This is a genomic window from Streptomyces sp. 150FB, from assembly GCF_000818195.1.
Taxonomy (GTDB): Bacteria; Actinomycetota; Actinomycetes; order Streptomycetales; family Streptomycetaceae; genus Streptomyces.
Map to the genome: position 1 here is coordinate 2,007,687 of NZ_JTHL01000001.1, position 15,707 is coordinate 2,023,393.

9 protein-coding genes are annotated in these 15,707 nt (G+C 71.2%); 5 read left to right on the forward strand and 4 right to left on the reverse strand.

Annotated elements, in window-relative coordinates; translation table 11 throughout:
* The coding region (locus QR77_RS08285; protein WP_040020647.1) for an ATP-dependent helicase C-terminal domain-containing protein at window positions 1-777 on the forward strand (777 nt) is incomplete at its 5' end.
* 109 nt (window positions 778-886) lie between these two features.
* Here QR77_RS08285 and QR77_RS08290 read toward each other — a convergent pair.
* A complete protein-coding gene (locus QR77_RS08290; RefSeq protein WP_040020649.1) occupies window positions 887-2,599 on the reverse strand; it encodes a lytic transglycosylase in 1,713 nt (570 codons plus the stop codon).
* 251 nt (window positions 2,600-2,850) lie between these two features.
* Complete coding sequence (locus QR77_RS08295) at window positions 2,851-6,876, reverse strand: S8 family serine peptidase (protein ID WP_052488607.1); 4,026 nt, start codon at window positions 6,874-6,876, stop codon at window positions 2,851-2,853.
* A 155-nt stretch (window positions 6,877-7,031) separates the two neighbouring features.
* Here QR77_RS08295 and QR77_RS08300 point away from each other — a divergent pair, with 155 nt between their 5' ends.
* The gene (locus QR77_RS08300) at window positions 7,032-7,997 is read left to right on the forward strand and encodes a helix-turn-helix domain-containing protein (RefSeq protein ID WP_040027532.1); all 966 of its coding nucleotides are present in this window, start codon (window positions 7,032-7,034) and stop codon (window positions 7,995-7,997) included.
* A 46-nt stretch (window positions 7,998-8,043) separates the two neighbouring features.
* On the opposite strand, the gene QR77_RS08305 is transcribed toward QR77_RS08300, so the two are convergent.
* On the reverse strand, window positions 8,044-8,811 hold the full coding sequence (locus QR77_RS08305; RefSeq protein WP_040020650.1) for a class I SAM-dependent methyltransferase: 768 nt from the start codon (window positions 8,809-8,811) through the stop codon (window positions 8,044-8,046).
* A 292-nt stretch (window positions 8,812-9,103) separates the two neighbouring features.
* Between QR77_RS08305 and QR77_RS08310 the strand changes: the two genes are divergently transcribed.
* Window positions 9,104-9,394 carry a hypothetical protein gene (locus QR77_RS08310; protein WP_201778795.1) on the forward strand — a complete coding sequence of 97 codons (291 nt, stop codon included), beginning with the start codon at window positions 9,104-9,106 and terminating at the stop codon, window positions 9,392-9,394.
* A gap of 297 nt (window positions 9,395-9,691) precedes the next feature.
* Here QR77_RS08310 and polA read toward each other — a convergent pair whose 3' ends face one another.
* Complete coding sequence (gene polA / locus QR77_RS08315) at window positions 9,692-12,403, reverse strand: DNA polymerase I (protein WP_040020651.1); 2,712 nt, start codon at window positions 12,401-12,403, stop codon at window positions 9,692-9,694.
* Between the two features lie 167 nt (window positions 12,404-12,570).
* Between polA and QR77_RS08320 the strand changes: the two genes are divergently transcribed.
* Complete coding sequence (locus QR77_RS08320) at window positions 12,571-14,895, forward strand: FdhF/YdeP family oxidoreductase (protein WP_040020653.1); 2,325 nt, start codon at window positions 12,571-12,573, stop codon at window positions 14,893-14,895.
* 67 nt (window positions 14,896-14,962) lie between these two features.
* The gene (locus tag QR77_RS08325) at window positions 14,963-15,427 is read left to right on the forward strand and encodes a hotdog fold thioesterase (protein WP_040020654.1); all 465 of its coding nucleotides are present in this window, start codon (window positions 14,963-14,965) and stop codon (window positions 15,425-15,427) included.
* Window positions 15,428-15,707: the final 280 nt, after the last annotated feature.

Below are 15,707 nucleotides of genomic sequence, written 5' to 3' on the forward strand. Positions count from 1 at the left end.
ATCCGGCTCGCCGCCGTCATCGACGAGGACACGGCGCGGGCGGCAGCCGGGCACCTGCGCTCCTCGGGCGAGGAGGTCCGCTGGGAGGACGGCGACGTCGTCGCGCGGACCGTGGAGCGGCTCGGCGCCGTCGAGCTGGCGTCGCGCCCGCTGCGCAAACCCGATCCGGAGCTGGTGCGGGCGGCGCTGCTCGACGGGCTGCGGCGCGAAGGACTGGGGCTGCTGCGCTGGACCAGGGACACCCAGGGGCTGCGGGAGCGGATCGGCTTCCTGCACCGGGTGCTGGGCGGCGGCTGGCCCGACGTCACGGACGCGGCGCTGCTGGAGCGCGCCGACGACTGGCTGGAGCCCGAACTGTCCAGGGCCAGGCGGGCGTCGGACCTCCGCAGGATCGAGGCGGGGCAGGCGCTGCGGCGGCTGCTCCCGTGGTCGACCGGCGAGGCGGGGCGGCTCGACACGCTGGCACCGGAGCGCTTCGAGGTGCCGAGCGGGTCGCGGGTACGGGTGGATTACGGCGGCGAGCAGCCCGTACTGGCCGTGAAACTCCAGGAGTTGTTCGGGCTGCGGGCGACCCCCGAGGTCGCGGGGGTGCCCGTGCTGGTGCATCTGCTGTCCCCCGCCGGGCGTCCCGCCGCCGTCACCGCCGACCTGGCGTCCTTCTGGCAGGAGGGGTACAAGGCGGTACGGGCCGAGCTGCGCGGCCGCTACCCGCGCCACCCGTGGCCGGAGGACCCGTCGACGGCGGAACCGACGCGGCGTCTGAACACCCGGCGCTGAGCGCCCGACACACAGCGGCGCCCCCCGGTCGATCGACCGGGGGGCGCCGCTGTGTTCGTCGTACAGGCAGTGCGGGCAGTGCGGGCGGTACGGGCAGGTGAGCCCGGTGCTACTGCTCCGCCGCCGTCACGGTGAGGTCGACGGTCAGGTTGCCGCCGCCCTCCGTACGGATGAGGAGGTGGAAGGTGCCCGTGGTGTCGTCGGCGTAGATCTTCGGGAGCAGGAGGACTCCGCCGAGGCCGGTCTTGAGGTCCGTCAGCTCGCGGACCTGGTTGCCCGCCGCGTCCTTGAAGTAGGGCCCCTTGGCTGGCACGGTGCTGTCGGTGTCCGAGGTGACCATGGTGGCGGTCGCGGCTACGTTCGGCGCTGCCGCGCCCTTGAGGGTGGCCTTGACGCCGAGCGGCGCTGCGAACTCCTGGCCGGCCACGGCCGTCAGCGCCGTGCTGTCGGTCCTGGCGATCACGTCGGCCTGGCGCGGCGTGACGGTCGCCGCGTAGTCGAGGGCGCTGACGCCCTTGGTGTCAACGGTGGCGCGGACGGTGAAGCCGCCGGTCCGCTCGCCCGCCTGGACGGCGGGGGCGTTCGCCGTACCGTCCTTGCCGGTGGTCATGGTGATCTTGGCCGCTCCCCCGGTGAAGGTGGCGTCCGTGTCGCCGACGATGGCGAACTGCACCTTGACTCCGGAGACGGGCTTGCCGTCCGCGTCCTCGGCGCGCGCGACCGCGTGCTGGCCGAACAGCGTGCCGGCGACGGCGCTCAGCAGTTGCTGGCCCGCGTTCACCAGGTGTCGCACGACGGGGGGCGCCGGGTCGTCGGGGGGCGTACTGCTTCCGCCACCGGGTTCGTCACCGTCACCGGGCTTCGACGGCTCAGACGGGTGCGAGCCACCGGAGTCGGGCCCCGACGAGCCGCCGCCCGGGTTGCCCTTGGGCGGCTTCGGCTTGGTCGTCGGAGGGGTGCTCTGCGTGGGGTTCGGACCGGGGTTCGGGCTCGGGTCCGAGGGTCCGGGGGTGGTGGGCAGCACGCCGCTGCCGTCCGGGACCTCGTGCGCGCCGTTGCTGTAGTACTCCATCCACGACAGGACCTTGTCCAGGTAGTCCTGGGAGTGGTTGTAGCCGAGGATCGCCTGGTGGAGTCCGTCGGTGACCGACAGGTCCCGGTCTCCGCTGCACAGGTACATGCCTGAGGCGAGAGCGGCGTCGTAGATGTTGTTGGGGTCCTTGAGCTGGTCGCCGTTGCCGTCCTGTCCCCAGGTGGCCCAGGTGGAGGGGATGAACTGCATCGGGCCGACGGCGCGGTCGTGGACCGGGTCGCTGTCGTACTTGCCGTCGTCGGTGTCCGAGATGTTGGCGAAGCCGACGCCGTTGAGCACCGGTCCGAGGATCGGGGTGATGGTGGTGCCGTCGGCCTTGACGTCACCGCCGCGCGCCTGGCCCGACTCGACCTTGCCGATCGCAGCGAGCAACTGCCAGGGCAGGTTGCAGCCGGGCTTCGACTCGGCGAGGGTCTGCTCGGCCCGCTTGTACGCGTCGAGGACCGTGGCCGGTATGCCGGCCTCGGCGGGGCTGTTGGCGGGCAGGCCTATGGAAGTGCCGGGCTTGTCGGGGGCGTTCAGCGGCGGCAGGTCCGTGTGGTACGAGGAGTCACCGCTGACCGCGGTGTCGTCCTTCGGCTGCGCTGTCGTGTCCGCCGCCTGGTCCCCGCCCGCGGGGGGCGGGATGGTGCCGGGCCCTCCCGAAGCGGAGAGTGCCGCGATGGCTGCCGCCGCCACCGCCGTCGTGGTGACTCCTCTGCGAAGCCTACGGCCGAATCGCGCTGCCATACGTATGGTCCCTCCCCGGATTCGGATGTTCGCGCTCCCCGCGCGAGGACTCCGGCGACCCTACGTCAACTACTGGCCCTGACACACCGGTCGGTGACCGGTATTCACCAGTTCGCCACTTCCGGGCCATGGGGACAGCCGGGACGGCGCCATAGGGCAGATCCGGACGGCCCGAAGGTTCTGTCCGATCGGACAGAACCTTCGGGCAGGACCCTCCGGCAGGTCCCTCGGGCAGGACCTTCAGGCGGTGCCTAGTAGGAGAACTGCTGGATCTGGTTGTCGTAGGGGCCGTACGTCCAGCCCGTCCGGGTCGCCGGGTCCAGTTGGATCGCGTTCATCAGCCCGCCGTGCACCAGGCTTCCGCCGTGGTCCGCCGTGCTGAACCCGGTCAGGGTGCGCACGATCGTGCCCGTCCGCACATCCACGATCGCCATCTCGGCGGTCGCGTTGTCGTCCGGTACGAACCCCTGTTGCGAGCCGAAGTAGGGCGTCCCCTCGGGCCGGGCGAACGACACCACGGCGAGACCGTTCTCACCGTCCATCCCCAGCGCGACCGGCACGGCCTTCCGCAGCGAAACCGAGTCGCCGGCCGCCTCCCCGGTCGCCTCGTTCAGCGAGCCGATCACCGCCGTCGGGGTGATCTTCGTACTGTTGGCGGTGGCTGACAGGTTGTAGAGCGTGCCCTTGCCGTCCGAGGCGAAGCCGTGGCTGCACCCGGAGACCGAACCGGCGCCGGTGACGGCCCGCGTGGTCAGATCGACCTTGGCCACCGTGACACCGCCCAGGCAGAGGAACAGCCCGGCGCCCTTCGCCAGATAGACCTCGCCGGTCGACGCCTCGAAGTCCAGCAGGCTGTACGTGCCCGCGCTGACTCCCTCCGGATCGGCCGGAATCGGCGCGCCGGTGGTGCCGTCGGCGAGATTCACCGGGAGCACCAGGTCGGCCTTGTCGGCGACGCCGCGGAGCAGCAGCGCGCCACGTCCGCGCGCCGCGTCCACCCGTCCGACCACGAAGGTGTACGTGTCGGCGGCCAGCGTCGTACTGCCGACCAGGGTGTCCGTGGCGGTGTTCCAGGTCTCGACCCGGACGTCGCCGCCCGGGACAGGCTGGTGCACGAGCAGCGCACGGTGCGTGGCGGCCGCCACGCCCAGCACCTCGTAGTCCGAACCCACGGCGGTGTCGGAGGCGATCACGGGACCGTAGACGCCCGTGGTGGTGGAGTAGTGCCGGATCTCGGTGCCGCCGGAGACCGTACGCAGCGCGGCGACGGAGTCCTTGCCGGCCGCTGCGAAGGTCAGCACCGTACTGCTGTCGGGCGCCGGTCCGTCGTCCACCCCGAGGGTGGAGACGGGGGACGCCTGGCCGACGACCCGGTGGTGGCTGTCGAGCGCCAGGATCCGTACGCCGTAGAGGGTGGAGGTGGACAGGCCCAGCGCGAGGGCGTCGAGCCGGGCGGTGCCCGAAGTTGCGGGGAGCACCCGGGAGGTGGTGGAGGGCGCGTCCACACCGTTGTGGTCGAGGGTTGTTCCGTTGGCGTTGGTGAACGTGTTGAGCGAGCCGTACACCGTCGGCGCGGGCGCGGAGAACTCCGCCTGCGCGTACCGCGCTCCGTGGATCCCGCTCACGTCGTAGCGCAGTTGGAAGGCGGGCGCACTACGGGTGATCTCCGTGCTGTGGCCGCGCTTGCCGTCCGCGCCGGTGAGCAGGGGCGCCGCCGGGCGGTCGGCCGCCGAGCCGCCGTCCACCCTGATGGGTGCGAACTCCCCGTACGCCGTGAACTGCGGGCTGCCGCCGAAGCCGGACTGGACCACGCCGATCCCGTAGAGCCCGCCCCCGCCGGTGAACGCGTCGGCGGGGATGGTGACGCTGCCGGAGGTCGCGGTGAGCGGCTGGTGCCAGGCCGCGCTGAAGATCGGTCCGAGCACCGGGTTCCAGTGGCCGACGGTCGAGACGACCAGTTGTGGGGCGTCGGTGGTGATGACGCCGGAGAGGTCGTACGTGACGGTGACCGAGCGGCCCTCCCGCACGACGGCGGGCGCGTGCGGTGCGGCAGCCTCCGTGTAACGGCCGTCGCTGGGACCGACGGTGAGGGTACGGGCGGTGCTGGCGCGCACCTTTCCGCCGACCAGGACCTGGTAGCCGACCTTGACCGTACGGTCCGTGGTGGAGACGACGGGAAGGCCGGCGGCGGACAGCAACTGGGTGGGTGTCAGCCGGATCGCCGGCAGGTCGGAGGCGAACGTCTTCTTGCCCACGGTCAGCCGGTACGAGGTCCGCGCGCCGTCCGGCAGCCCGGTGACGTCGCCGGCGAAGGTGACCGGGCCCACGAGCCCCTGGCCGTTGCCGCCGGAAGCGGCGTCACCGAGATCGATGCGGTTCTGGTCGGTGGTCTCCAGGAAGGAGCCGCCGAGGCCGCCGCTCGTGACGCGGTGGGCGACGGAGAGCCATACGAGGGCGGGCGCCGCGTTCTTGGGCCGCTTGCGGCCGAGGGCGTCCTCGGTGGCCGCGGTGAGGTCGATCTGCGGGCCGACCCGCAGCGTACGGTCGATCTGCGCGGGGGTCGGCACGGCGCGGCCGGTCCGCTTCAGCAGGTCCCGGACCTGGGCGGGGGTGAACTTCCGGCCGCCCAGCTCACCGGCCTGGAGGACCACGGCGGCGGCTGCGGCGATCTCCGGCGCCGCTGCCGACGTACCGCCGTTGAGCGAAGCGACCACGTCCTGGGCCGCGCTCCCTGTGGCGTGGGAGAAGGCGACGATGTTGTCGCTGGGCGCTGAGAGGTCGATGCGGCTGCCGAAGCCGGAGGAGAAGGTGCCGAAGCCGCTGATGCGGGTCTCGGCGGTGGTGGCGGCCCCCGCGTGCGGCGCGTCGGCGGGGGTGGCGAGGGTGTCGTCGAGGGTGGTGCCGCCGGCGGCTATCGCTCCGCTGTCGGGGACCTCACTGGGCGTGGTGGACAGCGCGTCGTCGTCGATGGAGGTGGCGGAAGAGGCGCTCGCCGCCCGGTCGGTGGCGGTGCTGCCGCCGTCGGGGCCGACCGAGGACGGGGTGTAGAGGCGGGTGCCGTCGTTGGAGGAGATCGACACGACGATGCCCTCCTGCTTGACGATCGAGGTGACGACGGACCGTATGTACGGGTCGTCCTCCAGGTACCGCCCGGGGAATCCCTGCGCGTCGGTGCCGTAGCCGAGGCTCGCCGTGATGACGTCCGGCCGGGGCGACTGGTGCGCGGCGGCGAGCAGAGCGGGCGCGATCTGGTCCGTCGTGGGCTGCTGCGGCACGACGAGGCGGTAGTCGGCGCCGGGGGCGATCCCGAGCAGGTCGCTGTAGCCGCTGCCGGTCATGCCGGGGCGCTGGTGGTCGTGGGTCAGCGGGGCCATCACGCTGAAGTCGAGCAGGACTTCACCGAGGGCGGGGTCCTGGTTCTTGGTCGAAGCCGCGCCGTCCACGCTCTTGCCGTCGGGGGCCGCCACGTACGTCGGTATGAGCGGCATCGACGGCAGGTCGAGGTAGCGCTGACCGTCCTTCAGCACGGTGGTGGGCCCGTTGGACTGCACGTACCCGTCACCGGCGTCGGCCATCGACTGGTCGGTGAGATCGCCGATGGACACGTTGGTGATGATCTGCCCGGCGCCGGGCTGCTGCCCGAACGTGCCCTGGAGCGTGGCGAAGGCGCCCGTGGCGTTCACCCCGCCCGCGTTGAGGAGGGCCTGCGCGGAGGAGGTGAGGGCGTAGTTGTCGGGTATCGCGGCGGAACTCGCCCCCGTGGGCGCGGGCTTCTTCGCGGCGGACAGCGCCTTCGCCCGCACGGGGGCGGGCAGCGGCTGGGCGCCGGTGTTCATGGTGTTCACGTAGCGGTTCGGTTCGGCGTACGCGACACCCGCCGTCTTCTCGATGCGCCGGGCGGCGGCGGCCGAGTCGCGTTCCTTCGTCTTCACGAGGTACGTCCGGGGCAGCCCGGAGGCGGCGGCCTCCTGGCCCGTGAACAGCGGGCGCAGCGAGGTGGTGCCGGTCGCGCGCAGCTTCGTGCCCAGGGCGGCGCTGTCGGTCCCCGCGTCGAGCGTGACCAGTACCTGCCCCGGTACAACACCCTTTCGCTGCGCGGGTGGTGCCGCGTTCTTGGCGCCGAGAGAGGTGGCGGTGACGGGACCCGAGGGGGCGGCGGCAGCGGGGGCCGCGACGGGTGCGGCGACGGCCGGTACGGAGACGGCGGCGGCCACGAGGGCCACCACCGCCACGGACACAACACCGAGGCGTCTGCCGGGCGGATGGCTACGCGACATGGAGGGTGGCACCTTCCTGTGAACGAGTGAGTGCGGGTTACACGGAGGCTCACCGCTCGTGGAAGATGTCAACTGCGACGGATGGGGCGCAAGGCGTTGGTGATGGCCGACTTCCGCCAGGTGGCGGGCCGCCGCCAGAGGAAGGCTGAGAAGGCATGAAACTTAACGTCCTCGGTCTCACGGAGGAAACAGAACGTGTCTACACGGCTCTGGTCGGGCTGCCGAGGTGCACCGCGTCCGAACTCGGCGACACCTGCGGCCTGTCCGCTTCCACCGCGGGCAAACTGCTCTCGGGCCTGGTCAGGGACGGCCTCGCGGCGCGGGCTGTGGGCCGGCCGCCGCGCTACTCCGCGGTCTCGCCCGACGTGGCCGTCACCGCGTTGATCCAGGAGCGGGAGCAGCGGCTCGGCGAGGCGCGCTCGCTGGTCGACCGGCTGATGGAGACCCACCGGGAGGCGTCCAGGATCAGCCGGCCGGACATCGCCGTGGAACTGCTCACCGACCGCGAGGACATCAGCGCCGCCGTACGCCGCCTGACGGCGGACGCCCGCCGCCAGGTCCGGGCCTTCGACCGCCCTCCGTACGTGGACCGGCCCGGCAGCAATCTCGACGCCCAGGTCCAGCGGCAGCGCACGGGCATCACGCACCGGAACATCTACGACCGGGAGGCGGTGGCGTGGCCGGGGCGGCTGGCCGGGGACATCGTGCCGAGCATCCAGGCGGGCGAACAGGCCCGCGTACGCAACGAGTTGCCGCTCAAGCTGGTGATCGGCGACGACCGCTGGGCGATCGTCCCGTTCAGTCTGGCGCCCGGCGGGCAGTCGGCGGCGTACCTGATCCACCACTCGCCGATGCTGGTGGCGCTGGAGTCCCTCTTCGAAGCCGAATGGGACCGCGCCCTGCCCCTGCTCCCCGAGAACCCGCCGTCCCCCGCCCCGGGGCCCGACACCCGCGCCCTGCTGGTCCTCCTGGCGGCCGGTCTCACGGACGCGGCGATAGCGCGCGCCCAGGGTTGGAGCGAACGCACCACGCAGCGCCGTATCCACCGCCTGATGACCGACCTGAACGCCTCCACCCGCTTCCAGGCCAGCCTGACGGCGGCCCACCGCGGCTGGCTCTGAACCGGGAGCGGACAGCGACGGGGGCGGGTCAGCCTACGGGGGCTGGTCAGCCTACGGGCTTCGCCCACACCGAGACGTGCCGGACGCTGTCCTGCGTGAACGCCTCGCGCGACCAGCCGGCCCAGCGTTCCTGGAGCCGCATGCCCGCCAACTGGGCCATCAGGTCCAGTTCGGCGGGCCAGACATAGCGGAACGGTGTCGAGGTGACCTTGCCCCGGCCGTCCTCGGTGACCGTGACGTAGTGGCAGGTAGCGTCCTGCGTGACCGTGTCGTAGACGGTGTACGAGCAGCCGTCCGGGCCGGTGTGGAACGGGACGATGTTCTGCCCGTGCGGAATCTTCCGCAGCTCCGGGACCATGACCTCCACCACGAACCGCCCGCCGGGGGCGAGGTGCGCTGCGGCGTTGCGGAAGCAGGCGACCTGCGCCTCCTGGGTGGCGAGGTTCATGACGGTGTTGAACACCAGGTAGACGAGGGCGAATTCGCCGTCACCCTGGCCGTCACCGCCGGCGTCCACCGTCGTTGACGTGAGGTCGCCGATGGCGACCGGGATGTCCTGGCCACCGGGCTTGGCCCGGAGCCGGGCGACCATGGCGCGCGACAGGTCGATGCCGTGCACGGGCGTCCCGCGTTCGGCGAGCGGCAGAGCGATCCGCCCGGTGCCGATCGCCAGCTCCAGCACCCGCCCGCCGTCGGCCTGCTCCTCGAGGAAGTCCACCGTCCGCCGGATCACCTCCGGGTCGAACTCGTCGCTCCCGCTCCCGTCGTAGTGCTCCGCCACGTCTTCGCCGAAGTACCCGTCATCGTCGATCACGGGCGGGACAGTAGCCGGAGTCCCCCGGCGGCGCACGGAATTAAGCACGGCCCCTGGTGCGCGGCGTACCTGGATGATCGATTTCAAGGGGGCGGTGGCCGGAGCGGTAGGCCCGGCCTCGCAGGCCCGGAGCCCGCATGAGCCCGCGCGCCCGCGAACCTGCCCCGAGTGACGCTCGCCTCTCCCGTTCGGCCTGATGAGACCTGTCTGTCCAATCTGATGCGCGACTGGACAGACAGGTCCACTCACACTTACCCGGGCCGTCGCGGAGCGCGACACGCCCCGCGAGCAGATGCCGGCAATCTTCGAGTCCCGGGGGCGGCAGTTCGACCGGCCCGACTTCCACGACTGCGCCTTCATCCGCGCCGGCGCCGAAGCCGCCCCCGGCGGACTGGTCCAGGAAGCGGCGGACGCCTTCCGCGGCTGGATGCGCGAACTCTTCACCCGCCTCGGCGCCGAAGCCGGCGCCGCCGACCCCGACACCCTGGGCCACCAGCTCCAACTCCTCTACGACGGCGCCGGCATCTCCGCCCCGATGGACCACGACTCCACGGCGGCCACGGGCGCATCCGCCCAGGCATGACCGGCGCCCGGCACGCACGCACGCGGGCGGGGACCGCGAGCGTGAACCACGCGGTACGCCAGGGCTACTGACGCGTCGTCGGTAGAGCGCCCCGAGCCAACGCACCGGCCCCCGCCTCCGGTCGGGCCCGATCCTCGGACGGTGCGCCACAGCTCACCGACGCCGAGCTGGTCACGCCGGCAGTGATGCGGGCCATGTTCGGCTTCACCCCGCTCCGACCTGGCCGGGCGGGCCGAGTACGGGTACTGCGCCAGTCACAGCCGGGCCTTGGGGGGCTGCGGGGGCTGCCGGCCGCACCTAGTGCGCCGCCGACTCCCAGTCCCTGCCGACGCCCACGGACACGTCGAGCGGTGCGCGCAGTTCGACCGCGCCCGCCATCTCGCGCCGCAGCACCTCCTCCAGCGCCTCGCGTTCGCCCGGGGAGACCTCCAGGACGATTTCGTCGTGGACCTGGAGGAGCATCCGGGAGGTGAGCCCCGCCTCGGTCAGCGCCCGGTCGACGTTGAGCATGGCGACCTTGACGATGTCGGCGGCCGTGCCCTGGATGGGGGCGTTGAGCGCCATCCGTTCCGCCATCTCGCGGCGCTGGCGGTTGTCGCTGTTGAGGTCGGGCAGGTAGCGGCGGCGGCCGAGCATCGTCTCCGTGTAGCCCGTCGCCCTGGCCTCCACCACCGCTCGCTGGAGGTAGTCCCGCACGCCGCCGAAGCGCTCGAAGAAGGTGTCCATCAGGCCGCGCGCCTCCGCCGCCTCGATGTTGAGCTGCGCGGAGAGGCCGAACGCGGAGAGGCCGTAGGCCAGTCCGTACGACATCGCCTTGATCTTGCGGCGCATCTCGGGGTCGACGGCGCCCCGCTCGACGCCGAACACCTGGGAGGCGACGGTGGTGTGCAGGTCCTCGCCCGACGTGAAGGCCTCGATCAGGCCCGCGTCCTCGGAGAGGTGCGCCATCACGCGCAGTTCGATCTGGCTGTAGTCCGCCGTCATCAGGGACTCGTAGCCCTCGCCGACGACAAAGCCGCGCCGGATGGCCCTGCCCTCGTCGGTGCGCACCGGCACGTTCTGGAGGTTGGGGTCGGTGGAGGAGAGACGGCCGGTGGCGGCGACCGTCTGGCTGAAGGTGGTGTGGATCCGGCCGTCGCCGCCGATCGACTTGATCAGCCCCTCGACCGTGACCCGCAGCTTCGCCTGCTCGCGGTGGCGCAGCATGATGACCGGCAGTTCGTGCTCGGTCTGCCCGGCGAGCCAGGCCAGCGCGTCGGCGTCCGTCGTGTAACCGGTCTTCGTCTTCTTGGTCTTGGGCAGGTTCAGCTCGCCGAACAGGACTTCCTGGAGCTGCTTGGGCGAGCCGAGGTTGAACTCGTGGCCGACCGCCGCGTGCGCCTCCTTCACGGCCTGCTGCACGGCGGCGGCGAACTGCGCCTCCATGGCCTCCAGATGGGGCCGGTCGGCGGCGATGCCGTGCCGTTCGAGCTTGGCGAGGAGCGCCGAGGTGGGCAGCTCCACGTCGTACAGCAGGTCGGTGGCGCGGACCTCGCCGAGCCGCTCGGTGAAGGCGTCGCCGAGGTCGAGGATGGCGCGGGCCTGGGCCATCAGCGCCTCCGCCTCGGCCTGGTCGTCGGCGCCGAAGGCGAGCTGTCCGTCGGCCGAGGGCGCGGGCGCCAGCTCACGGCCGAGGTATTCGACGGCGAGGGCGTCGAGCGCGAAGGAGCGGCGGCCCGGCTTGACCAGGTAGGCGGCGAGCGCCGTGTCCATCGTGACGCCGCCGATCTCCCAGCCGTGCTCGGGTACGACGCGCATCGCCGCTTTCGCGTTGTGCATGACCTTGGGGCGACCCGCGTCGGCGAGCCAGGCGGCGAAGGCCTGCTCGTCGCTCTCGTCGAGCTGTGTCGTGTCGAACCAGGCGGCGGCGCCGTCAGCGGCGGCGAGCGCGACCTCGCTGACATTTCCGACACCGAGCGCCCAGGTGTCGACAGAAGCGACGCCGAGCGGCTGCGCGCCGTGCTCGGCCAGCCAGGGCGCCAACTCGCCGGTGCCGAGGACGGCGCCGTCGAGCGCGATGCCCGCAGCGGGCTCCGGCGCCTCGTCGGCCACGGCCCCCGGGTCGACGGCGAGCAGTCGTTCACGCAGGCTCGGGTTGCGGATCTCCAGGACGTCGAGCACACCGATCAGCGCGAGACGGTCGTACGGCTCGCGCTCCAGCTCCTGGGGCTGCTTCGGCAGCGCGACGTCGCGCACCATCTCCGTCAGCCTGCGGTTGAGCTTCACCGATTCGAGGTGGTCGCGGAAGTTCTGCCCGACCTTGCCCTTGACGTCGTCGGCGCGCGCGACCAGCTCGTCGAAGGAGCCGAACTGGTTGATCCACTTCGCCGCCGTCTTCTCGCCGACGCCGGGGATGCCGGGGAGGTTGTCGGAGGGGTCGCCGCGCAGGGCGGCGAAGTCCGGGTACTGCTGGGGGGTGAGGCCGTACTTCTCGAAGACCTTCTCCGGGGTGAAGCGCGTGAGTTCGGACACACCCTTGGTCGGATAGAGGACCGTGGTGTGCTCGCTGACGAGCTGGAACGAGTCCCGGTCACCTGTGACGATGAGCACCTCGAAACCGGCCGCCTCGGCCTGGGTGGCGAGCGTCGCGATGACGTCGTCGGCCTCGAAGCCCTCAACGGCGAAGCGGTCCGCGTGCATCGCGTCCAGCAGCTCGCCGATCAGCTCGACCTGCCCCTTGAACTCGTCCGGGGTGGTGGTGCGGTTCGCCTTGTACTCGGGGAACTCCTCGGCCCGCCAGGTCTTGCGGGACACGTCAAAAGCGCAGGCGAAGTGGGTCGGCGCCTCGTCGCGCAGCGTGTTGGCCAGCATCGACGCGAAGCCGTAGATGGCGTTGGTCGGCTGCCCTGTCGCGGTCGTGAAATTCTCCGCGGGCAGCGCGAAGAACGCGCGGTACGCAAGGGAGTGCCCGTCCATGAGGAGCAGGCGTGGACGGATGTCTGCGGTCTTCTTCGATGCTGTCTCAGCCACATCCCCGATCCTGCCACGTCGCACTGACAATCCCGGCCGCCCGCTCACCCCCCGGCCGGTGCCGGGCCACGCGCGGACCGGCCGTACCGTTGCGGTAGCCACATGAGAGAATTGAATACTGTAGACAGTCGACACTAGGCTCGACGCTTAGGCTCAAGGAGAGCGTGATGGCCAGTAAGCCGCCAGCAGGTGATCCGGCACAGGACGCACCGCGGGTAACGGCCCCCAAACATGCCGCGGCGGGTATCCCCGCCATCGCGCATTCACTCCTCATCTCCCACCAGCAGATGGGCGTGCGCAGGACGGCGCGGACACTTCTCAAGCTCAACCAGAAAAAGGGCTTCGACTGCCCCGGCTGTGCCTGGCCCGAGGGCGACCACCGGCACACCGCCGAATTCTGCGAGAACGGCGCCAAAGCTGTCGCCGAGGAAGCCACCCTGCGCAGGGTGACCCCCGACTTCTTCGAAGAACACCCGGTGTCCGACCTCTTCGGCCGCAGCGGCTACTGGCTCGGACAGCAGGGCAGGATCACCCACCCGATGTACCTGCCGGAAGGCGCCGACCGCTACGAGCCCATCTCCTGGGACAGCGCCTTCGAGATCATCGCCGAAGAACTCCAGGCACTCGAATCCCCCGACGAGGCCTGCTTCTACACCTCGGGACGCACCAGCAACGAAGCCGCGTTCCTCCTTCAGCTCTTCGCGCGCGAGTTCGGTACGAACAACCTGCCGGACTGCTCCAACATGTGCCACGAGTCGTCCGGCTCCGCGCTCTCGGAGACCATCGGCATCGGCAAGGGCAGTGTCTCCCTCGAAGACATGCACAAGGCCGACCTGATCATCGTCGCCGGCCAGAACCCGGGCACCAACCACCCCCGGATGCTCTCCGCCCTGGAGAAGGCCAAGGCCGGCGGCGCGAAGATCATCTCGGTGAACCCGCTGCCCGAGGCGGGTCTTGAGCGGTTCAAGAACCCGCAGACACCCCTCGGCATGGTCAAGGGCGCCGCCCTCACCGACCTCTTCCTGCAGATCCGCATCGGCGGCGACCAGGCGCTCTTCCGGCTGCTCAACAGGCTCGTCCTCGAAACACCCGGCGCCGTCGACGACGCCTTCATCGAGGAACACACCCACGGCTACGAGGACTTCAAGGCCGCCGCACTCGCCGCCGACTGGGACGAGACGCTGCTCGCGACCGGCCTGGAGCGCGCGGAGATCGAGAAGGCCGCCGAGATGGCCCTCGCCTCCGAACGCACCATCGTCTGCTGGGCGATGGGCCTCACCCAGCACAAGCACTCCGTGCCGACCATCCGCGAGGTCGTCAACTTCCTGCTGCTGCGCGGCAACATCGGCCGCCCCGGCGCCGGCGTCTGCCCCGTACGCGGCCACTCCAACGTGCAGGGCGACCGCACCATGGGGATCTTCGAGCGCCCCGCTCCCGCGTTCCTCGACGCGCTCGACCGGGAGTTCTCCATCACCTCGCCCCGGCACCACGGGTACGACGTCGTACGGACCATCGAGGCGATGCGCGACGGCGACGCCAAGGTCTTCTTCGCCATGGGCGGCAACTTCGTCGCGGCCACCCCCGACACCGAGGTCACCGAGGCCGCGATGCGCCGCACCCGCCTCACCGTGCACGTGTCGACCAAACTCAACCGCTCGCACGTGGTCACCGGCGTACGCGCGCTGATCCTGCCCACCCTCGGCCGCACCGACAAGGACATCCAGGCGGGCGTCAAGCAGATCGTGACCGTCGAGGACTCCATGGGCATGGTGCACGCCTCGCGCGGCAACCTCACCCCCGCCAGCCCCGACCTGCTCTCCGAGCCCGCCATCATCACCAACATGGCGCGCGCCGTCCTCGGCCCCTCCTCGATGACCCCCTGGGAGGACTTCGAGAAGGACTACGCGAACATCCGCGACCGGATCGCGCGTGTCGTCCCCGGCTTCGAGAACTTCAACGAGCGCGTCAAGCGCCCCGGCGGCTTCGAACTCCCGCACGGACCGCGCGACACGCGCAGCTTCCCCACAGCGACGGGCAAGGCCAACTTCACCGCGGCGCCGGTCGAGTACCCCCGACTGCCCGAAGGGCGCCTGCTGTTGCAGACCATGCGCTCGCACGACCAGTACAACACCACGATCTACGGGCTCGACGACCGCTACCGCGGCATCAAGGACGGCCGCCGCATCGTCATGGTCAACCCCGACGACGCCCGCGAACTCGGCCTCCCCGACGGCGCGTACACCGACCTGGTCAGTGAGTGGAAGGACGGCGTGGAACGGCGCGCCCCCGGTTTCAGGATCGTCCACTACCCCACCGCACGCGGCTGCGCAGCCGCGTACTACCCCGAGACCAACGTCCTGGTCCCGCTAGACGCGACCGCCGACACCAGCAACACCCCTACCAGCAAGTCCGTCGTCGTACGTTTCGAGCACACCGGGCGCCGCGAAGTCGCCCAGAGTACGGACGGGGACACCGACACCGACACGGTCTAAGCGTCCGCTCAGGCATCTGATAAGGAAGAAGGACACACACCACACGCCGACGATCGGAGCCGGGCCCATGGACGAACAGTCCACCGTCAAACTGCCGCAGGACATCATCGACGAGTACGCGGCGCTCGGCACCGACCTGCCCGCGCTCTTCTCCGCCGGGCAACTCGGCGACCGCATGGGCCTGGTGATCGTCGAGGCGAGCCCCGAACGGGTCGTGGGAACCATGCCGGTCAAGGGCAACACCCAGCCGTACGGGCTGCTTCACGGCGGCGCCTCGGCGGTCATCGCCGAAACCCTCGGCTCCGTCGGGGCGATGCTCCACGGCCGCAGCGCCAAGCTCGCCGTGGGCGTGGACCTCAACTGCACGCACCACAGGGGCGTCAGCGAAGGAACGGTGACCGGCGTCGCCACCCCCGTCCACCGGGGCCGCTCCACCGCCACGTACGAGATCGTCATCACCGACGAGCAGGACAACCGGATCTGCACGGCGCGGCTGACCTGCCTGCTGCGCGACCTGCCGCCGAAGGCCTGAACAACGGGCGGGCGGGGGACGGTTGAACCGGCCCCCGCCCGCCCGTTGTGTCACCGATCGTGACGATCTAGCGTTCACCCATGGGCCACACGCCGTTCGCCGACCCCCGGATCGACCCGACCGACACGCCGGTGCCGCTGCCCCCGCACCCCTCGCGACACGCCCGATGAGCTACCTCGGGCCGGTCGAGGCGGGCAACGGTGAACCGCACCACGGCACCGGAGCACCGGACGACCACGAGGTCATCGACGCCGCCGCCCCGCGCCGCGGCACCCGCCGG

Coding starts and splice junctions, on each gene's coding strand:
- QR77_RS08290 (WP_040020649.1), bottom strand. CDS start 2,599: ATGGCAGCGCGATTCGGCCGTAGGCTTCGCAGAGGAGTCACCACGACG.
- QR77_RS08325 (WP_040020654.1), top strand. CDS start 14,963: ATGGACGAACAGTCCACCGTCAAACTGCCGCAGGACATCATCGACGAG.
- QR77_RS08300 (WP_040027532.1), top strand. CDS start 7,032: ATGAAACTTAACGTCCTCGGTCTCACGGAGGAAACAGAACGTGTCTAC.
- QR77_RS08320 (WP_040020653.1), top strand. CDS start 12,571: ATGGCCAGTAAGCCGCCAGCAGGTGATCCGGCACAGGACGCACCGCGG.
- QR77_RS08295 (WP_052488607.1), bottom strand. CDS start 6,876: ATGTCGCGTAGCCATCCGCCCGGCAGACGCCTCGGTGTTGTGTCCGTG.
- QR77_RS08310 (WP_201778795.1), top strand. CDS start 9,104: ATGCCGGCAATCTTCGAGTCCCGGGGGCGGCAGTTCGACCGGCCCGAC.